This is a genomic window from Actinoallomurus liliacearum, assembly GCF_039542035.1.
Taxonomy (GTDB): Bacteria; Actinomycetota; Actinomycetes; order Streptosporangiales; family Streptosporangiaceae; genus Actinoallomurus; species Actinoallomurus liliacearum.
Genome location: NZ_BAABHJ010000023.1, coordinates 253,654 through 273,961, shown reverse-complemented (window position 1 = coordinate 273,961; position 20,308 = coordinate 253,654). Strand labels below are relative to the sequence as shown.

Annotated in this window: 20 protein-coding genes; 10 read left to right on the top strand and 10 right to left on the bottom strand. The window is 71.4% G+C overall.

The annotated features are described in order from the left end of the window. Nucleotides 1–217 precede the first annotated feature (217 nt). Nucleotides 218–811 (bottom strand): HAD family hydrolase, encoded by a 594-nt coding sequence (locus ABD978_RS29345; protein WP_345361729.1) that lies wholly within the window; start codon nucleotides 809–811, stop codon nucleotides 218–220. A 158-nt stretch (nucleotides 812–969) separates the two neighbouring features. On the opposite strand from ABD978_RS29345, the gene ABD978_RS29340 reads away from it, so the two are divergent. Continuing rightward, a complete protein-coding gene (locus ABD978_RS29340; protein ID WP_345361726.1) occupies nucleotides 970–1,647 on the top strand; it encodes a TetR/AcrR family transcriptional regulator in 678 nt (225 codons plus the stop codon). Nucleotides 1,648–1,707: 60 nt separating this feature from the next. Here ABD978_RS29340 and ABD978_RS29335 read toward each other — a convergent pair whose 3' ends face one another. The 5 genes from ABD978_RS29335 to ABD978_RS29315 form a co-directional block, all read right to left on the bottom strand. Further along, nucleotides 1,708–2,277 (bottom strand): ferritin-like domain-containing protein, encoded by a 570-nt coding sequence (locus tag ABD978_RS29335; RefSeq protein ID WP_345361723.1) that lies wholly within the window; start codon nucleotides 2,275–2,277, stop codon nucleotides 1,708–1,710. Nucleotides 2,278–2,353: 76 nt separating this feature from the next. Then, a complete protein-coding gene (locus ABD978_RS29330) occupies nucleotides 2,354–4,501 on the bottom strand; it encodes an MMPL family transporter (protein ID WP_345361720.1) in 2,148 nt (715 codons plus the stop codon). A gap of 153 nt (nucleotides 4,502–4,654) precedes the next feature. Beyond that, a complete protein-coding gene (locus ABD978_RS29325; RefSeq protein WP_345361717.1) occupies nucleotides 4,655–6,070 on the bottom strand; it encodes an MFS transporter in 1,416 nt (471 codons plus the stop codon). Between the two features lie 66 nt (nucleotides 6,071–6,136). Further along, the gene (locus ABD978_RS29320; RefSeq protein WP_345361714.1) at nucleotides 6,137–6,712 is read right to left on the bottom strand and encodes a TetR/AcrR family transcriptional regulator; all 576 of its coding nucleotides are present in this window, start codon (nucleotides 6,710–6,712) and stop codon (nucleotides 6,137–6,139) included. A gap of 175 nt (nucleotides 6,713–6,887) precedes the next feature. Continuing rightward, the gene (locus ABD978_RS29315) at nucleotides 6,888–7,997 is read right to left on the bottom strand and encodes a thiolase C-terminal domain-containing protein (protein WP_345361711.1); all 1,110 of its coding nucleotides are present in this window, start codon (nucleotides 7,995–7,997) and stop codon (nucleotides 6,888–6,890) included. A gap of 92 nt (nucleotides 7,998–8,089) precedes the next feature. Between ABD978_RS29315 and ABD978_RS29310 the strand changes: the two genes are divergently transcribed. From ABD978_RS29310 to ABD978_RS29295, 4 genes are all read left to right on the top strand, one after another. Beyond that, nucleotides 8,090–8,887: an SAM-dependent methyltransferase gene (locus ABD978_RS29310; RefSeq protein ID WP_345361708.1), complete on the top strand. Its 798-nt coding sequence runs from the start codon at nucleotides 8,090–8,092 to the stop codon at nucleotides 8,885–8,887. Then, complete coding sequence (locus ABD978_RS29305) at nucleotides 8,884–10,059, top strand: DUF2332 domain-containing protein (protein ID WP_345361705.1); 1,176 nt, start codon at nucleotides 8,884–8,886, stop codon at nucleotides 10,057–10,059. The genes ABD978_RS29310 and ABD978_RS29305 overlap by 4 nt, the downstream gene beginning before the upstream one ends. A 93-nt stretch (nucleotides 10,060–10,152) precedes the next feature. Beyond that, nucleotides 10,153–10,614 carry an Lrp/AsnC family transcriptional regulator gene (locus ABD978_RS29300; RefSeq protein ID WP_345361702.1) on the top strand — a complete coding sequence of 154 codons (462 nt, stop codon included), beginning with the start codon at nucleotides 10,153–10,155 and terminating at the stop codon, nucleotides 10,612–10,614. A gap of 139 nt (nucleotides 10,615–10,753) precedes the next feature. After that, the gene (locus ABD978_RS29295) at nucleotides 10,754–11,722 is read left to right on the top strand and encodes a DMT family transporter (protein ID WP_345361699.1); all 969 of its coding nucleotides are present in this window, start codon (nucleotides 10,754–10,756) and stop codon (nucleotides 11,720–11,722) included. Here the strand turns inward: ABD978_RS29295 and ABD978_RS29290 are convergent. Beyond that, nucleotides 11,676–11,975: a Dabb family protein gene (locus tag ABD978_RS29290; protein ID WP_345361696.1), complete on the bottom strand. Its 300-nt coding sequence runs from the start codon at nucleotides 11,973–11,975 to the stop codon at nucleotides 11,676–11,678. The two genes, ABD978_RS29295 and ABD978_RS29290, sit on opposite strands and share 47 nt — an antisense overlap. Nucleotides 11,976–12,048: 73 nt before the next feature. Beyond that, the gene (locus tag ABD978_RS29285; protein ID WP_345361693.1) at nucleotides 12,049–13,281 is read right to left on the bottom strand and encodes an amidohydrolase family protein; all 1,233 of its coding nucleotides are present in this window, start codon (nucleotides 13,279–13,281) and stop codon (nucleotides 12,049–12,051) included. A gap of 63 nt (nucleotides 13,282–13,344) precedes the next feature. Between ABD978_RS29285 and ABD978_RS29280 the strand changes: the two genes are divergently transcribed. From ABD978_RS29280 to ABD978_RS29270, 3 genes are all read left to right on the top strand, one after another. Next, complete coding sequence (locus ABD978_RS29280; RefSeq protein WP_345361690.1) at nucleotides 13,345–13,857, top strand: MarR family winged helix-turn-helix transcriptional regulator; 513 nt, start codon at nucleotides 13,345–13,347, stop codon at nucleotides 13,855–13,857. Nucleotides 13,858–14,243: 386 nt separating this feature from the next. After that, entirely contained in the window at nucleotides 14,244–15,302 is a 1,059-nt protein-coding gene (locus tag ABD978_RS29275; RefSeq protein WP_345361687.1) for an LLM class flavin-dependent oxidoreductase, read from the top strand. Between the two features lie 59 nt (nucleotides 15,303–15,361). Then, entirely contained in the window at nucleotides 15,362–16,867 is a 1,506-nt protein-coding gene (locus tag ABD978_RS29270; protein ID WP_345361684.1) for an AMP-binding protein, read from the top strand. Between the two features lie 16 nt (nucleotides 16,868–16,883). On the opposite strand, the gene ABD978_RS29265 is transcribed toward ABD978_RS29270, so the two are convergent. Next, complete coding sequence (locus ABD978_RS29265; protein WP_345361681.1) at nucleotides 16,884–17,324, bottom strand: MarR family winged helix-turn-helix transcriptional regulator; 441 nt, start codon at nucleotides 17,322–17,324, stop codon at nucleotides 16,884–16,886. Between the two features lie 82 nt (nucleotides 17,325–17,406). Between ABD978_RS29265 and ABD978_RS29260 the strand changes: the two genes are divergently transcribed. Together ABD978_RS29260 and ABD978_RS29255 are read left to right on the top strand one after the other, a co-directional pair. Beyond that, complete coding sequence (locus ABD978_RS29260; protein WP_345361678.1) at nucleotides 17,407–18,588, top strand: MFS transporter; 1,182 nt, start codon at nucleotides 17,407–17,409, stop codon at nucleotides 18,586–18,588. Nucleotides 18,589–18,614: 26 nt separating this feature from the next. Then, on the top strand, nucleotides 18,615–19,373 hold the full coding sequence (locus ABD978_RS29255) for an SDR family NAD(P)-dependent oxidoreductase (protein ID WP_345361675.1): 759 nt from the start codon (nucleotides 18,615–18,617) through the stop codon (nucleotides 19,371–19,373). A gap of 13 nt (nucleotides 19,374–19,386) precedes the next feature. Here ABD978_RS29255 and ABD978_RS29250 read toward each other — a convergent pair whose 3' ends face one another. Beyond that, nucleotides 19,387–20,292, bottom strand: coding sequence for a cyclase family protein (locus ABD978_RS29250; protein ID WP_345361672.1), 906 nt, complete (start codon nucleotides 20,290–20,292; stop codon nucleotides 19,387–19,389). Between the last annotated feature and the right edge of the window lie 16 nt (nucleotides 20,293–20,308).

Here is a 20,308-nt window from a genome sequence, read left to right as displayed (position 1 = left end):
CGCCGGGCATGGGGACGACGCCGGTGGTCAGGACGGTGCAGTCGCCGTGTCGGTTCGTCGCTGGAAGTTGCTGATATCCGGTCTCTAACGGCTCGGGCGCCGGTGACCTCACCGCAGGCAGCGGCCCGACCGCCGACTAGGCCGAGGCCGACAGGGCCCCGATCGCGGGCACCGGCCGCCACGGCGCCGGGCCCGGTGAACGTAAGTGGTCACCGCACTAGGTGGTCAGGGCGCGGATCTGGTCGACGGAGTGGAAGACCTCGGCGCGCATGCCGACCTCGCGGGCGGCCACGACGTTGACCTCGGTGTCATCGATGAACAGGCAGTCGGCCGGCGCGACCCCGAGGCGCTCGGCCGCGATCTCGAAGGCGCGGTGGTCGGGTTTCGCCACGCCGATGGCGCAGGAGTAGGTCAAGGCGTCGAAGTGCGCGAGCCACGACCTGTGCCGCTCCTCGAACACCGGGACCAGGTCGGCGATGATGTTCGACAGCAGGCCGAGCCGGCGGCCCTGCCCCGCCAGCTCGCCGACGAGGGACACCATGGCCGGGTCGGCGTTCGTCCAGCTCGCCAGGTCGGCCGCGGTCAGCGCGTCGATCGTCGCGGCCGGGAACCGTACGCCGAGCCGGTCGGCGACCGCCGTCCAGTACTCCGCGCTCGACTGTCCCGCGTCATACGGTTTACGGAGCGCCCAATAGGCGTCCCAGAGCGCGTCGGGTGCGACGCCGGCGATGTCCTCGATCCGGCGCTTCGCCGCGGGCGTCTGCGTCAGCGCGATGACACCGAACAGGTCGAACACGATCGCACGCGACATGCGGTCCTCTTCTCAGGCGGTGACCAGGGGCGATGCGAGCCTATGCGGCGCCGGGGCCGGCCGGCGACGGCCGGTGCCCGCGCGGATCACCGAGCCGGTGACGGGACGTGACCCATTCATTTGAACAAGCGGTTGGGCAGACGGGCCATAATGAGGGGGTGACGACCACGCGCAAGGACAACGGACGGCCGCGGGCCGATGCCCGCACCGGCACCTCGGGGGGCGCCCGCCGTCGCGCGAAGGGCTCATCGACGCTCGCCTCCGAGCGCCGCGAGCACCTCGTGAAGCTCGCCGCCGAACTGTTCGCGGAGAAGGGCTACCAGGCCACGACCGTTCGCAACATCGCGGACGAGGCCGGGATCCTGTCCGGGAGCCTCTACCACCACTTCGACTCCAAGGAGTCGATCGTGGATGAGATCCTCACGTCGTTCTTCGACGAGCTGGCGGCCGCGAACCAGGCGGCCCTGGCCGAGGGCGGCGAGCCACGCGAGGTCCTGTCCGAGCTCGTGCGCATCTGCTTCGGCACGCTGGTCCCGCACCGCGCCGCCATCATGGTGCTGCAGAACGACTGGAACTACCTCAAGCAGTTCGACCGGTTCGACTACCTCAACAAGGCCGAGGCCGAGACCGAGCGGCTGTGGGTCGGCCAGATCAAGCGCGGCCAGGAGAGCGGGCTGTTCCGCGAGGACATCGATCCCAAGCTCACCTACCGGATGATCCGCGACACGATCTGGGTGACGGTGCGCTGGTTCCAGCCCGAAGGACGGCTCGACGCCGACGGGCTCGCCGACCACTACATCAAGGTCCTGTTCGACGGCATCTCCCAGCACCGCTGAGAGCGCGCCGGGGCACCTCGGGCCGATGCCGCCATCGGCCCGAGGCGCCCGGCGGCGTGGTCAGGCCCCTGCCGGGGGCTCGTCCAGCCTCTTGAGCTCGTCCGGCAGGCGTTCGAGCAGGCCCCGCAGGTCGTCGGCGTGCTCCTCCTCCTGCGCGAGGATCGTCTCGAACACCCGCTTGGTCGTCGGGTCGCCGTCCCCGATCCACTGAATGATCTCGGTGTAGGACATGATCGCGACGCGCTCGGCGACCAGATCCTCCTTGATCATCTCCACCAGGTCGAGGCTTCCGGCGTACTCGGCGTGCGCCCGGGTCGCGAGCGTGTCGGGGTTGAAGTCCGGCTCGCCGCCGAGCTGGACGATGCGTTCGGCGAGCATGTCCGCGTGGTTCTGCTCCTCCTGGGCGTGCTCCAGGAACTCCCCGGCGACCGCCTCGGCGTGGATGCCGGTGGCGGTGAAGTAGTGCCGCTTGTATCGCAGGACGCAGACGATCTCCGTGGCCAGCGCCTCGTTGCAGATCTGGATGACGCGCTCCAGGTCGGCGCCGTACGCGTCGGTCACCGGGCCCTTGTCGATCTCGGTCTTGGCCCGCTCGCGGATCGTCTTGATGTCGGTCAGGAATTCGGCCATGGCGTTCGTACCTCCCGCCCCTGACCTACCTCAGCGCGCACGGTCTACACCGGTGATCGGTCATTCGCTCGGGCGTTCACCGCCCGGACTCGACGCGGGCGGGTACGGCCGGTGCCGCGACGGGTGGCTCGGCGACCGGCAGCAGGCGGGCGAGCCACCCCGGCAGCCACCAGTTCACCGCGCCCAGGAGCTCCATGACGGCGGGGACGAGCACCATACGCACGACCGTCGCGTCGATGAGCACGGCCACGCCCAGGCCCAGGCCGATCTGCTTGACCGCGATGTCCCCGCCGAGCAGCACCGACAGGAACACGCACACCATGATGGCCGCGGCGGCCGTGATCACGCGGGCGGTGCGGGCGAGCCCCCGGGTGACGGCCTGGCGCGTGGGCGCCCCCGCGTCGTACTCCTCCCGGACCCGCGAGATGAGGAACACCTCGTAGTCCATCGACAGCCCGAACAGGATCGGGAACATGAACAGCGGCACCCAGGCGGTCACCGGCATCCCGGTCGGGAAGCCGAGCGCACGCCCCAGCCAGCCCCACTGGACGACCGCGGTGAGCACGCCGTACGCCGCCCCGATGGACAGCAGGTTCATCAGCGCGGCCTTCAGCGCGATGGCCACCGACCGGACCAGCACGAGCAGCAGGATCAGGGACAGCCCGACGACCACCGCGATCAGCCACGGCAGCCGGGAGATCACCCCGTCGGCGAAATCGATCGTGCCGGCGTTCGGCCCGCCGACGTAGACCCGCGGACCGCCGGCGCGGTGCCGCTCGGCCATGGCGTCGCGCAGCCGGTGCACGAGCCTCGGCGTCGCGGCGTCCTGCAGCCCCGTCCTCGGGTACGCGACGAACATGGCCGTCGTGCCGTCCTGGCTGGTCCGTACGGGCGTCACCGAGGCGACCCCCGGCGTGCCACGGACGGCGTCGGCCACCGGCCGTACGTCACCGGGGAGCCGGGCCACGAGGACCAGCGGCGCGTCGTACCCGGCGCCGAACCCGTCGGCGAGGATCCGGTGCGAGGCGTAGGCGCTCGTGTCGTGCGGCTGGGTGCTGGAGTCGGTGAAGCTCAGCCGCATCGACAGCGCCGGCACCGCCAGGACGAGCAGCGCGATCGCCGAGACGGACAGGGCGATTGCCGGACGCCGCTGGATCACTCCGGCCCACCGCTCGGACAGGGGCCGGCGCGCGTGCCGCCGGGTCACGCGGCGCAGCCCGAACCGGTCGATGTTCCGGCCGGTGAAGCCGAGCAGCGCGGGCAGCAGGGTCACGGCGGTGATCATCGTCATCAGCACCGTCAGCGACGCGGCGACGGCGACGGCGTTGAACAGCCGCTGGCCCATCACGAACAGCCCCATCAGCGCGACGACCACGGTTGTGCCCGCGAACAGCACCGACCGTCCCGCGGTGGCGATCGCCACCACGGTGGCGTGCTCGGGGTCGGCGCCCTCCTCGGCCAGGGTCTCGCGGTAGCGGGTGACGATGAACAGCGCGTAGTCGATGCCGACGCCGAGCCCGATGAGACCGGCGACGATCGGGCTGAAGGTCGGCGCGGGCAGCAGATGGCCGAGCAGGGAGATGCCGGCCAGGCCGGTGCCGATGCCGAAGATCGCGGTCACGATCGGCAGGCCCATCGCCAGCAGCGAGCCGAACGCGAGGAGCAGCACGATCACGGCCGCGAGCAGTCCGATGCCCTCGGTCGGCCCGCCACCGGGGGTCTCCGCGTTGATCACGGCGCTGCCGCCGAGCGCGAGCGTGAGGCCGTCTCCGGACGCCTTCCGCACGTCGGAGATCATCGCGGTGACGTCCTTCACCTGCATGTCGTCCGCCCTCACGTCGAGCTGGACCGGGGCGAACGCCGTCCGGTGGTCCGGCGACACCTGGCCGGGCACCTGGTACGGCGAGCTCACGGACGTGACATGCGGGGCGCGGGCGAGGTCGCCGAGCACCTTCTCGACCCGGGGCCGCGCGGCCTCGACGCCGCCGTCGGCGCGGACGGCCAGGGTGAGCGTGTCGCCGTTCCGGCCCGGGAAGTGCAGCTCGATCAGGTCCTGCGCCTTGGCGGACTCGGTTTTGCCGCCGGTGAAGTCGTTGTCGGCCGGCGCGGCGAAGCCGAACCCGATCGCGATGACGATCGCGGCGCCGACCGTCCAGGCCGCGAGGACCAGACGCCTGCGGCGGTAACAGAAACGGGCCAGCCGCGCGAGCGGTCCGTCGTACATGGGATCACCTCGTGGGACGAGTCAATGGCGTCCTGAGATTCGCGGTCGATCGTGCCCGCGCGCGTCAGTCCGGCGATGACACTCCAACGGCCGCCGTACTCCGCGGGGAGTACGGCGACCAGGCGATCGGATGGGCGTTCACCGCGTCGCGGCTCAGGCGGAGACCAAGGCTTCGGATTCGTCCGTGCCGAGCCGGCGCTGCGCGCTCACGGTTCTGGCCAGTCGCATCGCCAGCACCGTCATCGTCAGCACGAGGGCCAGTGCGATCCATGCGGCCACCTCCGCGGCTGTGGCGTACCCGCCGTGGTCGAGCACCGCGAAATAGATCCCGCCCACGACGGCCACACCGGTCACGCCGGCGAACTGCTGGGTGGTGGAGAGCGTGCCCGAGGCGACACCCGCCTTCGCAGGAGCGATCCCGGTCATCGGCGCACCGATCAGTGACGGCAGGATCAGGCCGTTGCCGATCCCCATCAGGCCTGTCGCGGTCAGCAGCCACGGAACGGCGATGTGGTCGCCTTCGGCCTGCAGTCCGACCGCGATGAGCAGCACGCTCAGCCCGGTGATCACCGTACCGGCGGTCATGACCCGCAGGCCGTACTTCGCGATGAGGCGCTTTCCCGTCAGTGAGGCGACCATGGCCAGCACCGCCGTGGGCGTGAAGATGAGTCCCGCGCCGAGCGCGCTGTACCCGAAACCGGTCTGCAGGGTCAGGCTGATCACGAAGATGAAGCTGGTGAAGAAGGCCATGAAGGCGGCGTTGATGGCGAGGCCGATGGTGAAGACCTTGCCGCGGAACAGCGTCAGGTCGAGCAGCGGCTGACCGCCGCGGGCGGCGAGGCGGCGCTCCCATGTGAGGGCGGCCCAGAACACCGGCGCGGAGGACACCAGCAGGACCCAGGCCCACACCGGCCAGCCCTCCTGCCTGCCGAGGACCAGGGGTACGAGTGCCAGCGCCAGCGACCCGGAGACGCCGAGGACCCCGATCCCGTCCACGGCCGGGCGGCCGGCGACGGTCGTGCGCGGCAGCGCGGCGGAGGCGAGGGCGAAGACGGCCAGGCCGACGGGGAGGTTGATGAAGAAGATCACCCGCCAGCCGAGGCCGAACACGTCGGCGCCGAGCAGCAGGCCGCCCAGCAGCTGGCCGCACACGCCGCTGAGTCCTCCGGTGACGCCGAACCACGCCAGCGCGCGTGGCCGCTGTTCCGCGGGGAGGACCGTGGTGATCAGGGCGAGCACCTGGGGCACCATGGCGGCGGCCGTCAGCCCCTGGAGCATGCGGGCCAGTACGAGCTGGGTGGAATCCTGCGCCAGGCCGCACAGCACAGAGGCCACGGTGAAGGCCGCCACTCCTGTCAGGAACAGCCTGCGGTGGCCGAAGATGTCGCCGAGCCGCCCGCCGAGGACCAACCCGGTGGCATAGCTGAAGACGTAGCCGCCGACCACCAGTTCCAGCGCCGCCGCTCCGGCGCCGAGGTCGGACTGGAGGGCGGGAAGAGCGACGTTGACCACGTTGCCGTCGAAGCCGTACATGAAGAAGGCCGCCAGGATGACGGGGAGCAGGAGCATGGATCCTCCGTTGTTGATGGATCAGTCAAAAACTCTGGCATGCGAAGGCCGTATCCCCGGCCCAGGTCAGGCGCGCAGGTCGGCGACCACCGCTTCGACCGTCTCGTGCAGCGACTGCCGGTCATAGCCGGCCTTGGCCTGCACGAGCAGGCCATGGAAGGTGCCCATCACCTGGCGGGCGAGCAGGCGGGCCGGGCGGTCGGCCCGGATCTCACCCTGCGCCCTGCCGTCCTCGATCGCCTCCACCAGCACCGCTTCGAGCTGCGTGAGGCACCGGCGGGCCAGCGCCGCCAGCTCGGGGTCCACGCTCGCCAGTTCGGTGACCGTGTTGACCGCGAGGCAGCCGCGACGGTCGGCCGCCGCCCGATCCACGCCACTGAGCATGAGCCGCCGGATGCGCTCCAACGGCGGCCGGTCCGCCTGGATGGCGTTCTGCCCGGCGGCGCCCTTGTCCCGGTAACGGTGGAGTGCCAGCTCGAACAGGCCCCGCTTGCTGCCGAAGGCGTTGTAGAGGCTGCCACGGAGCATCCCGGTCTCCGCGAGCAGATCCTCGGTCGAGGTCCCGGTGTACCCCTTGGTCCAGAACGTCTCCATCGCCGCCTCGACGGCCGCGTCGGCGTCGAACTTCCTCGGACGTGCCATGAGAGCAGCTTCCCAGTTTTTGATAGATCCGTCAAAAACACGGCGGCAACGTCCCGGACATTCGCGGGTGACGGCTGCAGGCGCACTCACCGAACAGGATGATCCCCGCCAGCAGCCCAGAACTACGCCGCGCCGGCCCTCATCACAGTCGGGCCGGCCTCACTTCCGTCGCAGCTCAGGAGCCGTCGTCAGGGCGGGTGAGGATGGCCGCGCCGCCGTAGGAGCCGCCGAAGCCGGTGCAGAGCGCGACCTCGGCGTCGGCGACCTGGTTCACCCCGTCGCCGCGCAACTGCCGGACCGCCTCGGCGACGTTGTTGAGGCCGTGGACGTACCCCTCCGACAGCAGGCCGCCGTGCGGGTTGACGGTGGCCAGGCCGTCGCGGAGCGTCCCGGCCAGGTCGGAGCGGGCGCACAGTCCGAAGTCCTCCAGTTGGCGCGGGACCAGCCAGGAGTACGCGTCGTACAGCAGGGCCACGTCCACGTCGGCCGGCGTCATTCCCGCGGCGGCGTAGAGCGGGCCGGCGACGTAGGAGGAGAAGATCCTCGTCACGTCGTCGGTCCTGTCCATGGCCGAGGCGCCCGGGCCGCCGCCCCGCACGACGGTGTGGATGCGCGGTGCGGCCGGTGCCCGGTCGGCGGACGTGATGACGAGCGCACAGGCGCCGTCCGTCTCCTGGCAGCAGTCGGCGCGGCGCAGGGGCGAGGCCACCGGCGGGCTCGCCCAGTAGTCCTCCCCCGCCCGGCGCAGCGCACGGGGATTGGCGGCGGCGTGCGTGCGCGAGTTGCGGACGACCGCGCACAGGTCCTTCTCGGTGAGGCCGGTGTCGTGCAGGTAGCGCTGGGCGGCGAGAGCGAACTGCTGCACCGGACCGGCCGACCCGTACGGATGGGTGAACTGCTCCTCGACCCCCTCCCCCAATTTCAAGGAGAGGGTGTTCATCCGCCGTCCCGAGCGGCCGTTGAGGGCGCGGTAGACCAGCACCGTACGGGCCAGGCCCGCGTCGATGAGCATGGCGGCGTCGCCGAGGATCGAGGCGCACTGGGTGCCGCCGCCGTAGATCTCGTTGTGCCAGCCGAGCTCGATCCGCAGCTCCCGCGCGACGTGGATCACCGGGGCGGAGTCGCCGAGGTGGTAGCTGAGGATCGCGTCCGGCCGCTGCCCGGCCTCGTCGATCGCGCGGCGGGCGGCCTCGACGGCGAGTTGGAGCTCGGACCGGCCGGAGTCGCGGGACAGGTCCGTCATCCCCACCCCGGCGATCGCCGCCTTACCGGAGAAGCTCTGCATCCCAACAGTCTGCACAGCCAAGCGCTTGCTCGCCAGAGTCGGAACTCAGTGATCACGCCTCGCCGGATGATCTACGAAGACATACTGGCCCCGTGACAGCAGACGACGATCGGATGCCCTCCGCCATCGACGTGACCGTGCCGAGTTCGGCGCGGATGTACGACTACGCGCTCGGCGGAAAGGACCATTACGCGATCGACCGGGAGACCGCCGACCGGATATTCGCGGCGTTCCCCGCGCTGCGGGAACTGGTGGCGGCAAACCGCGGTTTCCTGCAGCGGGCGGTCCGGTTCCTCGCCGAACAGGGCGTCCGGCAGTTCGTCGACCTGGGCGCCGGCATTCCGACCTCGCCGAACGTCCACGAGATCGCCCGCGAGGTCCATCCGGACGCCCGCGTGGTGTATGTCGACCATGACCCGATCGTCGCCGCGCACAGCAGGGCCCTGCGGGCCGACGGGAAGGCCGTCACCGTCATCGAGGCGGACATCCGGCAGCCCGATCTCGTCCTCGCCGCGCTGGAGGACAAGGACGTCATCGACTTCGACGAGCCGGTCGGCATCCTGTTCATCGACGTGCTGCACTTCGTCACCGACGACGAGGACCCGGCCGGGATCGTCGCGCGGTTCCGGGACCGGTTCGCCCCGGGAAGTCATCTCGTGTTGTCCATCGCGTGCCGCGACGGAGTCGACCCGGAGAGCGCGGACAAGGTCACCGCGGCGTACCAGAACGCCACGACCCCGCTGATCCCGCGCACCCGGGAGCAGATCGAGCCGCTCTTCGACGGCTTCGAACTCGTCCCCCCGGGGCTGGTGAACATGGCCTGCTGGCGCGCCGACGGACCGGAGATCCCGGGCGGCCTCGCCGGCGTCGCTCGCACGCCGACCGAGTGAGCTCAGCGCGGCCGGACGGTGACCGGGGCATCGAGGTGCAACGGCTCCGGCGCCTGTTCCGGTTCTTCGCGGCCACACAGTGCCGTGGCCGTTCCCCGGTGTACGAGACGCTGAGCGAGGGCGTCGCCGACGACGACGGGCTGCTGGACCTGCTCATGTCCACTCCCGACGAGCAGCGGCGGCCCAGCCTGCTGTTCGCGGCGGTGAACCTGCTCCTGGCCTCGGATGCCGGTTCGGCACTGGCCGATTACTACCCGATCCACGGCGGCCGGCGGCCGGTCGACGGCCGGCTCGTGCCGACCTTCGCCGCCTTCTGTGCCAGGCATCGTGACGAGCTCGGCCGGCTGCTGTACAGCAGGTCCACTCAGACCAACGAGATCCGCCGCTGCGTGGCTCTTCGCCTGGGCCTCGCGCACGTGTACCGGCGCTGGCCGGGACCACTCGCCCTGACCGAGGTCGGTGCCAGCGCGGGTCTGAACCTGCTCCTGGACCGCTACCGCTACCGCGTCGGCGACCAGGAGACGTCCTCGGCCGCGGCCTCGCCGGTGACGATCGCCTGCGAGGTACGGGGCAGCGTTCGCACCGGCCAGATCTTCGGGCCGATCCTGGAGATCACTCACCGACTGGGCATCGACCGGCATCCGGTGAACCTGGCCGACCCCGGTGCCCGCGCCTGGCTGGAGGCGTTCGTCTGGCCCGAGCAGACCGGCGACCTCGCGGTCCTGCGCGGTGCCATCGACCTCGCCGTCTCGACCGCGGACGCGACCGTCGTACCGGGCGACGCGACCACCGACACCGCCCGGCTGATCGGCGAGTTGCCAGGGCGTGAACCTGTCGTGGTCTTCACCGCTTCACTGCTCAGCTACCTCACCGCCGACGCCAGGGCGGCCTTCGCCGCGCAGCTCCGGCAGGCCGCCGAGCACCGGCCCGTGGCCTGGGTCTTCGCCGAGGCCCCCGGTCTCGTCGCGGCCACCGACCCCTGGCTGGCCGGGCCGGCGGGCCCGGTGGCGCAACGCAACTCGCTGTTCCTCGTCGGAGCCGGCCTGCTCGGCGATGGGCGCCGTGAGGACGCCCTGCTCGCCTTGGCCGACCCGTATCTCCGCTGGATCGCCCCGGCTCGGGACGAGACCGACGACTTCCAGTGGCTGCCGGCGAGCACAGACGCCGACTGACAGGTAGCGGACCGAATATCCTTCGGCGAACGAGTCGATGAGCCGACGTATCGCGTACGGCGTTCGGCGTGGCGGCGACGAGTGGAGGATCACATGGACGCGGTGGATCAGGCGATCCTGCGGCGGCTGCAGCGAGACGGGCGGCAGACGAACCGGGAGCTGGCCGAGGCGGTCGGGATCGCCCCGTCGACCGCGCTCGAGCGGACGCGGGCGCTGCGCGCTCGCGGCGTCATCACCGGCTTCCACGCGGCGGTGGACCCGGCGACGCTGGGCCGGAGCGTGCAGGCGCTGATCTCGATACGGATCCGGCCGCAGTCCCGCGAGGCCATCGAGTCGGTCCGCGACACCATGGCGGCACTGCCCGAGACGCTGGGCGTGTTCGTGGTCACGGGGAACGAGGACGTCCTCGTGCACGTCGCGGTGCCCAGCACGGCGTACCTCCGCGACTTCGTGCTCGACCGGCTGGCCCGGCGCAAGGAGTTCGTGGACGTCCGTACGACGGTGGTCTTCGACTACGTCCAGCCGGTCGAGCAGTCCGAACTTCCGTCGGCGTAAGACCGTCATCGCCGAAGTCCGTACGCCTGGATCACTCCCATGACGATCCCGGCCGAAGGATGCTCGGCCTGAACCCTCTCAATCGAACGATCGTCGGCTGAACGGCCGTCTCTCCGCACTTCCGCCTAGCGTTCTCCGCATGGAGCAACGAAATGACCTGTCCGGGGTGGGACTCGTGCTGGCGGCCGGCGTGCTGTGGGCGACGGTGGGGCCCGCGCAGGTTCTCGCGGACTCGGCGGCCGGGCCGGTGGCGCTGGGCGGGGCCCGGATCCTGGCGGGTGGAGTGGTGCTGGCCCTGGCGGTCCTCGCGACGCGCCGGGGAGCCTTCCGTACGCTGACGCGGAGCGCGTGGCCGTCTCTGCTGGCCGCCTCCTGTGCCACCGGAATCTTCCAGGCGGCGTTCATGAGTTCGGTGGCCCGTACCGGCGCGGCCGTGGCCACCGCGGTGGCGTTCGGCGTGGCGCCCGTCAGCACCGGCGTCGTCGAGCGGATCGCGCTCGGCACCCGGCTGTCGCGTGGCTGGGCGGTCGGCACGTGCGCCGCCGTCGTCGGCTGCGCCCTGGTGATGACGCCGGACGGACCGGTGCACGTCGACCCGTACGGCGTGCTGCTCGGCGTCGTTTCCGGCGGCTGCTACGGCGTCTACACGGTGGCGGCCAAGCGGCTCACCGGCGGTCGCGTCGACATGCCGGCGGCGGTGTCGGTGACGCTCCTCATCGGCGGCTCGTTCCTGGCCCCGTGGACGCTGTCACGCCCGCCGGCCCTCGGCACGGCGCGCTCTCTCCTGGTGGTCGGCTGGCTGGGCCCGGTCACGGCGGCGCTGGCGTACTCGTTGTTCGTCGCCGGGTTGCGCCGGGTCACCGCGGCGACGGCGGGCACCCTGTCGCTGGCCGAGCCGCTCGTGGCCACGGCGCTGGCCGTCCTGTTCCTCGGCGAGCGGATGTCCGTGCCGGTCGCCGCGGGGTCCGTGCTGCTGCTGGGCGGGCTGGCGGTCGTCTCGGTCCCCGGGCGCCCCTCCCGGCGCTCGGCGCGCGCGGGAGGGAACGCGGACGCGCCGCAGGTCAGAGCTCGTACTGGACCGCGGCGCGTTCGGCGAGGATCGGCGTGACGTACTCGTCGATGACCGCGCGGTGCACCGGGTGGTCGCGGTAGACGGCGTAGGCGTCGCGGTCGGCGAAGTCCGCGACCACGGCGAAGTCGAAGTTGCCGGCGTTCACGCCGGCATCGTCGCCGACGTGGTAGTCCTCGATCTCGGGGATGGCGCCGGGCAGGGCGGTCAGCCGCTCCACCAGGTCCCGTTTCCGCTCGTCCGTCGCGTTCTCGTTCCAGCGGAATATCACCACGTGCCGGAATCCGGCCATGTCGCCTCCTCGATCGATGTTTCGCCGACGACGATACGAGAAGGGCTCTGGCGGACGGCGCGCGCCACCCGGTTCACGCGGCGAGGTGCGCCGCCGAACGTTCGGCCAGGTCGAAGGCCTGCCGGAGGTCGGCCCGCACCAGCCGCCCGCCCCGCTTGACGATCTCCCCGCCGACCAGGACCGTGTCCACGTTGCTCAGGTCGGCCGCCGTCACCACGGCGGCGATCGGGTCCCCCAGCGGCACCAGGTTCGGGGTGTCGGCGCGGAGCAGGACGAGGTCGGCCTGCTTGCCGGGCCGCAGCGACCCGATGCGGTCGCCCAGGCCGAGCGCGACGGCGCCGTCGAGCGTCGCCATCCGCAGCACGTCCGCCGCCGAGACGGTGGGGTCGTCGGCGCGCGTCGCCGCGAAGGCCGCCCGCATCAGTCCGAACATGTCGCCCGCGACGCTGGTCACGGCGTCCGCGCCGAGCGTGGTCCGGACCCCGGCGGCGCGCAGGCGGGCGAGCTCCGGGCGGCCGAGGCGCATCTGGTCCTCCAGGACCGGGGAGACCGAGGCGGTGCCGCCGCTGTCGGCGATGAGCGTGAACTCCTCGTCGGTGACCCCGTTCAGGTGGATGTAGGTGGTGTCCGCGCCGAGCAGGCCCCGGTCGCGCAGCCGCTCGATCGGACCGGGGCCGTTGACGTGGACGCTGATCCGCAGGCCCAGCTCGCGGGCGAGGCGCCAGTCGGCCTCGGTGTCCTCGATGCTCGAGAAGCCGGGTCCCCAGGCGGCGAGCGTCATCGAGACCCGGCCACCGACGAGGCCGAGCGCCCGGCGCACCTCGTCGGGCCGCCGCGCGTCCGGTGCCGGATGGGCGTACCCGAAGACGGCGCGGATGCCGGAGTCGCGCAGCGCGGCGACGGCCGCGTCGGTGTGCTCGGGCGAGCGCTGGATGTGCGACCAGTCGAGCAGCGTGGTGATCCCGGAGTTCAGGCATTCGAGGGCGCCGGCGAGGTTGCCCGCGTGGACGTCCTCCGGGCGGAAGCGGGGCGCGGCCCCGTACACGATCGCCTCGAGGTACTCGCCGAGAGAGGGGTACGGGGCGGTGGACCGGAGCACGCTCTGCCAGGTGTGCCGGTGGGTGTCGACGAAGCCGGGGAGCACGATGTGACCTCGCGCGTCGATGACCTCGGCGCCCTCGGCGGGCAGGCCGGGGCCGACCGCGGCGATCACACCGTCCTCGATCAGGAGGTCGGTCGCGGGCGTGGCGTGCGGCGCGGGCTCGGTGTCGATGACGAGCCCGTGCCGGATCAGGATCCGGGACATGAGAATACCTTTCTAGAAAGCTTTTCTGAAAGCTATCACGGTGACCGACTAGGCTCAACGGCCATGGAACGGCCGGATCGCGTGGACGCCATGCTCGCGGCCTGGCGCGCGGAGGACCCCGAGGTCGCGACGCTGACGCTGGAGCTCACCAAGCGCGTCGGACGCCTGGCCGCGCTGTGCTCGGAGGCCACTCAGCGGGCCCTGGAGGAGTTCGGCGTCACCTACGCGGAGTTCGACGTGCTGGCGACGCTCCGCCGGTCCGGCCGGCCGTACCGACTCAAGCCGGGCACGCTCGCCGAGTCATCGATGCTGACGACCGGCGGCACCAGCAACATCCTGCAGCGACTCGGCGCGGCCGGCCTCGTACGACGCGAGCCGGACCCGGACGACCGGCGCAGTTCGTGGGTGTGCCTGACCCCGGAGGGTCTCGACCTGACGAACCGGATCGTCGCCGCGACCGGCCGGGAGCACGAGGCGTTGTTCGGAGGGGTCACCGAGGAGACCGGACGGGCACTGGCGGACCTCCTTCGCGAGGTCCTCCTCACCCTCGGCGACGAGGCACCGCGCAAGCGCTGACCGGCGCCTCGAGCGGACCGGCCGGACCCGCGTCTCGAGAGGAAAGGCCTGGCCGGCGGCTCGGAAGGAAAGATGAAGGGCGGCCGGGTCGTCGCCCGGCCGCCCCACCGCGGGGCCTATCAGGCCCAGGACACGCCGCCCATCGCAGCCTCCTTCCCCGACCGCCTATCAGGGTCGCCGCTCCCCCGAGCGTGTGCGTGGACATAAATGCTAAGGAAACGATCACTGCGGGCAAATACGTCGTTTGACATATTTTGTGGCGATCACCGCCTGTATGCGGCAATTCACCGCTGGTATTCCACCATTCGGCCTTCGCCGGGACTCCATCGCGGACGCCAAGCCTGATACGCTACCAAGCGAGCGCTTGGTACGGAGGTGCCGTCCGCATGAAGTTCTCCACTTTCCAGCTCTTCCACCGGTTCGAGGGGCAGACCGTCCGGGAGGTGTACGACTACCAGATCGAGATCGCCGAGCTCTGCGAAGAGCTGGGCTTCGACGGGCTGTGGGTGGCCGAGCACCACTTCCGCGACTACGGCGTCGTACCGAACATCTTCACGCTGCTGGCCAACCTCGCCGCGCGCACCGAGCGGATCCGGCTCGGCACCGGGATCGTCGTGCTGCCCCTCCACAACCCGGTGCACGTGGCCGAGGAGGCCGCGATGGTCGACCTGCTGTCCGACGGCCGGCTGGAGATGGGCGTCGGCCGCGGCTACCAGAGCGTGGAGTTCGAGAGTTTCGGCGTCGACCTGGGCGAGGCCCGCGAACGCTTCAACGAGGCGCTCGACATGATCATCGCGCTGTGGACCCAGGACGACGTGCACTTCCAGGGCAAGTACTACGGCACGGGCAACGAGGTCTCCCTCACCCCGCGGCCGGTGCAACGGCCCCACCCGCCCCTGCACGTCGCGGCCGTGAGCCCGGAGACGGTGGAGCTGTACGCCGCGCGCGGCCTGCCGATCCTCGCCGACCCCGCCGCGCCCTTCAAGAAGATCGCCAAGGCGGCGGAGACCTGGCACGCGACCGCGCGGGCCAACGGCGTCGACACCGAGGGGGTCGAGCTGGTGGCCAGCCGCTCGGTGTACGTCGCGCCGACCGTCGAGCAGGCCCGCGCCGACCAGGCCCGCTTCGAGAGCTCCTTCGACCGGTCACGCATCTTCAACCGGCAGAGCGCGCCCATCGACTCCAGGACCGGTGAGGTCGCCAAGGGGTTCGAGTACTGGCAGGACCGCTATCTCAAGGGCGGCGAGGTCGGCGCCGACTTCCGCTGGGAGCAGCTCGAGGTCATCGGCGACCCCGACCGGGTGATCAACCAGATCAAGATGATCGCGGACTTCGGCTTCACGAACCTGATGTGCGACTTCGGCAGCACCCGGCCCGTGCCGATCGAGGAGATGAGGAAGGTCCTGAGGTTCTTCGCCGCCGAGGTGATGCCGGCCTTCCGCTGAGGAGCCGCCTCCCCGCAGCGAAACCCCGCCCGCCCTCGGGATCCTCGACAGGAGACGTGATGTCCGTACACGGGTTGACCCTCGGAGACGTCCTCGGTGAGCACCGGCGCGGCCGGCCGCTCGGCCTGGCGGTGGTGGACGCGGACGTCCGGCTGACCTATCCGCGACTCGACGAACGGGTGAACCGGCTGGCGAACGCGCTCGCCGCCGACGGGGTCGGTCCCGGCGAGCGCGTTCTGTGGCTCGGCCGCAACTCCTTCCGGATCCTGGAGCTGCTGCTGGCCGCCGCCCGGCTCGGCGCGATCCTCTGCCCGGCCAACTGGCGGCAGAGCGCCGACGAGCTGACCTTCGTGCTGGACGACCTGCGGCCCGCCGTCGTCGTGTTCGAGGAGTCCGAGGCCGCCATGCAGGCCCGCGCCCGTGCCGCCGCGCCGGCGCGCTGGATCGCGGCGGGCGAGGAGTACGAGGCCTACGCCGCCGCCGGAGCTCCCGAGGAGCCGACGGTCGCGGTCACGCCCGACCTGCCGGTCCTCGCCCTCTACACGGCGGCGTTCGACGGCCGGCCCGCGGCGGCGCTGCTGAGCCACTCGGCGCTGATCGCACACGCGATGGCGATGCTGCACATCCGGCAGATGGAGGACGGGTTCACCTACCTGGACTGCGGACCCCTGTTCCACGTCGGGACCATGATGTTCTGCCTGGCCACCTTCCAGCTCGGCGGGACGAACGTCTTCACGCCCGCGTACGACCCGAAGGAGGTCTGCCGGCTGATCGAGGCCGAGCGCTGCACGCAGGCGTTCCTGTTCGGACCGATGATCGACCAGCTCGTCGAGGCGAACGCCGGCGGCACCTACGACCTGTCGTCCCTGCGCTTCGTCGCGCACTCCCCCGAGTGGGACGCCATGATCACCGTGGACGACAGCCCGTGGTGCGCGTCCACGATGGGCGGGTACGGGCAGACCGAGGTGGGCGGCATGCTGACGTTCCTCGGCCTGGCGCCGGGCGGGCAGGGGTACGCCGGCCGGCCGTCCCCGCTCGTCCACGTGCGGATCCTCGACCCGGCCGGCGACGAGGTCCCTCCGGGCGAGACCGGCGAGATCTGCGCGCGGGGCGCCACGATGTTCGGCGGCTACTGGAACCGGCCCGAGCTGAACGCCGCCAAGGCGGCCGGCGGCTGGCACCACACCGGCGACCTCGGCCGCCGGGAGCCGGACGGCACCATCACGTTCATCGGCCCGCGGCTACGAATGATCAAGTCGGCGAACGAGAACATCTACCCCGCCGAGGTCGAGCGGGCGCTGAAGGAGCACGAGGCCGTCGCGGACGCGGCCGTGATCGGCGTGCCGGACCCCGAGTGGGGCCAGAACGTCAAGGCGATCGTGGTCCTGAAGGACGGCGCGTCGCTGACGCGGGAGCAGGTCGTCGAGCACGTGCGGTCGCGGATCGCCTCGTACAAGAAACCGCGGCACGTGGAGTTCGCCGCGTCCATCCCGAAGAAGGGCTACACGCCGGACTACGACGCCCTCGACGCGGCCTACGGCGGAGGCGGCTACCCGGGCCGCTGACCGTCCTGTTCGGTGGTCAGCCGACGAGGGCCTGGAGCAGGTCGCGCAGGGATTCCTGTTGGGTGGGGTCGAGCGCGGCCAGCGGCGAGTGGGCGTTCAGCCGGTCCAGAACGTCGGCCCGGCGGCGTTCGCCCGCGGGTGTGAGCACGATCCGCTTGGCGCGCCGGTCGGTCGGGTGAGGCTGCCGCTCGATCAACCCCTGCTCTTCCAGCCGGTCGAGAACGAACGTGGCGTTGGAGGCCTCGCAGACCATCCGCTTGGCCAACTCCCGCGCGGTGATCGGTTCCGACAGCTCTCGTAGTGCGATCACCTGGGTGGGGGTCAGACCCAGCTCGTCGGCGACGGCGCGCACGTGGACGTCCAGCTTCTGGGTGAACCGGTGGATCAGCTTGCACACGTCCCGGTCGATCTGCCCCTCCGTCACCGGGTCCGCCACCGCATCACGCCGCTCCGCCATGCCAGCAGTCTAGTCGAACTGTTTCGAGTCATGATAGTTATGACTCGCAACATACGAGTTCGAAACACTTTGAGGCGATGCCATGCCTTTTCTGGTCTTCTCTCTCATGCTGGTGGTCTTCGGCCTGACCACCGGGGAGTTCGTCATCGCGGGGATCCTGCCGGACGTGTCGCGCGAGTTGTCGGTGTCCATTCCGGCGGCGGGGCTGCTGGTCAGCGCGTACGCCCTCGGCATGATCGTTGGCGGACCGGTGGTCACGACGCTGACCGCGCGGCTGCCCCGCCGCCCGCTCATCGTCGGGCTCATCGTCACCTCCATCGCCGGGAACGCCGCCTCGGCCCTCGCGCCCAGCTACCCGGTCCTGCTGGCCGCGCGCTTCGTCGCCGGTCTGGTGGTGGCCACCTTCTTCGCCGTCGCGATCTCCACCGCCGTCTCCACCGCCCCCGCCGGCAGGCAGGCCTCAACCGTGGCGCGGTTGACGCTGGGCATGAACCTGGGGATCGTCGCCGGCACTCCGCTGGGCACCGTCATCGGCCACGACCTCGGCTGGCGGGCGACCTTCGCCGCCGTGGCCGCGTTCAGCGCCGCCGCCCTGGCCCTGGTACTGCGGTCGGTCCCCGACCGGCCCGCCCCGACCGTCGGCTCTCTGGCGGGTGAGCTGCGGGTGTTCACCGGACGGGACGTTCTGCTGGCCATCGCCCTGACCGCGGCGGGAAACCTCGGGGTCGTCACCGTCTTCAGCTTCCTGGCGCCCCTGGTCACCGACGTCAGCGGGTTCTCCGACGAGGCGGTGCCGGTGCTGTTGCTGGTGTACGGAGCCGGCGCCGTCATCGGCAACTTCCTGGGCGGATGGCTGGCCGACAAGGCACTCATGCCCTCGCTCGCCGGCCTGCTGGCCGTCCTGGCAGGGGTGCTCGCGGTGGGCGGGGCGATCAGCGGTCACCGGCTGCCCGCCGCCGTGCTGTGGTTCGTGCTCGGCGTCCTGGCGTTCGCGATCATCCCGGGCATGCAGACCCGCGTGCTGGCCACCGCCCAGGCCGCCCCCACTCTCGCCATCGCCGTCAACGCCTCCGGCTTCCAGCTCGCCGCCGCGTTCGCCGGATGGCTCGGTGGACGGCTCATCGACGGTCCCGGACCGCGTTCGATCTACCCCGTCGCCGCCGCCCTCACCATCGTGGGCCTGCTCATCGCGCTCTACTCGCTACGACGCGACCGCCGTCCCGCCGCCGCGCCCACTCCCCAGGAACCGGCCGCCCACCACTGACGATCGCACGAGGAAACAGATCATCCATGCATACGACGGAACGGCCGTTGAACGGCAAGGTCGCCCTGGTCACCGGCGGATCTCGAGGCATCGGCGCGGCGACCGCCCGCGCGCTCGCGGCCGGCGGCGCCGCGGTGGCGATCAGCTACACCGCCTCCGCCGGCAAGGCCGACGACGTGGTCACCGCCATCGAACGCGCGGGCGGGCGCGCCGCCGCCCACCGTGCCGACCAGAGCGACCCACGCCAGGTCGCCGACCTGGTGCACCGTGTGGCCGCCGGCTTCGGCCGACTCGACATCCTGGTCAACAACGCCGCGGTGTTCGTCACCGGCAGAGTCGACGACACCGAGGCCGACCTGGCCGCCCTCGACCGGCAACTGGCCGTCAACCTCGGCGGCGTCACCGCCGCCGTCCGAGCCGCCGCCGCCGTCCTGCGGGACGACGGCCGCATCATCACCGTCGGCTCCATGCAGGCCACCCGGCCCGGGTTCCCGGGCGTGGCCGACTACGTCGCCACCAAGGCCGCCATCGTCGGTTACACGAAGGGAGTCGCCCGCGACCTGGGCCCTCGCGGCATCACGGTCAACGTCGTCCAACCCGGCTCGGTGGCCACCGACATGAACCCACCGCACGGTCCTTTCGCGGACGTTCAACGTGCCGCCAACGCGATGGGACGCTTCGGCACCCCGGAGGAGATCGCGGCGGGCATCGCCTTCCTGGCCGGTCCGAACGCCTCCTTCATCACCGGCACCGTCCTCGACGTCGATGGCGGCTACCTGGCGTGAGCTCGGGGAACGGTCACAAGACGGCCAGGGGGTTGATCGGGCTGGCGGTGCCGCCCTCGATGGCCAGCGGCGCCGCCACGAACAGGAAGTCCGTACGGCCGGTGGCGGCGAGCTCCTCCAGCCAGAGCATCTCGGCCAGGTGGATCCCGTGCCGCCACAGGAAGATCAGGTGGAGGTCGTCGTCGAGGTCCTCGTCGGCGAGCTGACGCTCGTTGAGGCCGCCGATCGCGGCGTTGTCGCACGCCACCATCGCGACGTCCCGGCCCGCCAGCCAGCGCCCGGCGCCGGCCGACAGGCCCGGCTGCCCGGCCCAGTACGCCTCCGGGGAGTCCTGCCAGGTCAACGGCCAGCCCGTACGGACGACGGCGATGTCGCCGGGGCGGACCTCCACCCCGCACGCCGCCAGGTCCTCGGCCGAGACGCGGTCCTCGGCGGCCAGGTGACGCACGCCCCGGAGCCGCGGGACGTCGAACAGCACCCCGCGGCCGACCACCGGACCCGCCTTGTCGATGCCGCACCGCGTCGCGCCGTACGAGCGCACCCGCCCGGCCGGGTGCCCGTTGTAGAGCCGGTCGCCGGTCCACATGTGGCACAGCGCGTCCATGTGCGTGGTCGTTCCGTGCGGCGTGACGACGATGGCGTCGTCGGCCATCCGCAGGCCCGCGCCGATCGGGCGGGCGCCCGCGGCGTAGTCGCCCGCGTCGACCGACATGAAGTGCTGGGGCAGTGGCCGTCCGCGCAGGTGCGGGACGGTGGTCGGCGCCGGGGAGGACGTGGCGCCGCGGATCGGCAGCGACAGGCTCAGCGGCCGGCCCTCCCGGACGCAGGCCGTGGCGGCCCGCACGACCTCCGGGGTGAGGAGGTTCAGCGCACCCCGTTCGTCGTCGGTCCCCCATCGGCCCCAATTAGACTCGCTCACAATTGTTCCCTCCAGG

What these genes read in the sequence shown, in the direction of transcription:
- ABD978_RS29345 (WP_345361729.1), bottom strand. Translation starts at nt 811, where the DNA reads ATGTCGCGTGCGATCGTGTTCGACCTGTTCGGTGTCATCGCGCTGACG.
- ABD978_RS29335 (WP_345361723.1), bottom strand. Translation starts at nt 2,277, where the DNA reads ATGGCCGAATTCCTGACCGACATCAAGACGATCCGCGAGCGGGCCAAG.
- ABD978_RS29330 (WP_345361720.1), bottom strand. Translation starts at nt 4,501, where the DNA reads ATGTACGACGGACCGCTCGCGCGGCTGGCCCGTTTCTGTTACCGCCGC.
- ABD978_RS29325 (WP_345361717.1), bottom strand. Translation starts at nt 6,070, where the DNA reads ATGCTCCTGCTCCCCGTCATCCTGGCGGCCTTCTTCATGTACGGCTTC.
- ABD978_RS29320 (WP_345361714.1), bottom strand. Translation starts at nt 6,712, where the DNA reads ATGGCACGTCCGAGGAAGTTCGACGCCGACGCGGCCGTCGAGGCGGCG.
- ABD978_RS29315 (WP_345361711.1), bottom strand. Translation starts at nt 7,997, where the DNA reads ATGCAGAGCTTCTCCGGTAAGGCGGCGATCGCCGGGGTGGGGATGACG.
- ABD978_RS29300 (WP_345361702.1), top strand. Translation starts at nt 10,153, where the DNA reads ATGGACGCGGTGGATCAGGCGATCCTGCGGCGGCTGCAGCGAGACGGG.
- ABD978_RS29295 (WP_345361699.1), top strand. Translation starts at nt 10,754, where the DNA reads ATGGAGCAACGAAATGACCTGTCCGGGGTGGGACTCGTGCTGGCGGCC.
- ABD978_RS29290 (WP_345361696.1), bottom strand. Translation starts at nt 11,975, where the DNA reads ATGGCCGGATTCCGGCACGTGGTGATATTCCGCTGGAACGAGAACGCG.
- ABD978_RS29285 (WP_345361693.1), bottom strand. Translation starts at nt 13,281, where the DNA reads ATGTCCCGGATCCTGATCCGGCACGGGCTCGTCATCGACACCGAGCCC.
- ABD978_RS29280 (WP_345361690.1), top strand. Translation starts at nt 13,345, where the DNA reads ATGGAACGGCCGGATCGCGTGGACGCCATGCTCGCGGCCTGGCGCGCG.
- ABD978_RS29275 (WP_345361687.1), top strand. Translation starts at nt 14,244, where the DNA reads ATGAAGTTCTCCACTTTCCAGCTCTTCCACCGGTTCGAGGGGCAGACC.
- ABD978_RS29270 (WP_345361684.1), top strand. Translation starts at nt 15,362, where the DNA reads ATGTCCGTACACGGGTTGACCCTCGGAGACGTCCTCGGTGAGCACCGG.
- ABD978_RS29265 (WP_345361681.1), bottom strand. Translation starts at nt 17,324, where the DNA reads ATGGCGGAGCGGCGTGATGCGGTGGCGGACCCGGTGACGGAGGGGCAG.
- ABD978_RS29260 (WP_345361678.1), top strand. Translation starts at nt 17,407, where the DNA reads ATGCCTTTTCTGGTCTTCTCTCTCATGCTGGTGGTCTTCGGCCTGACC.
- ABD978_RS29255 (WP_345361675.1), top strand. Translation starts at nt 18,615, where the DNA reads ATGCATACGACGGAACGGCCGTTGAACGGCAAGGTCGCCCTGGTCACC.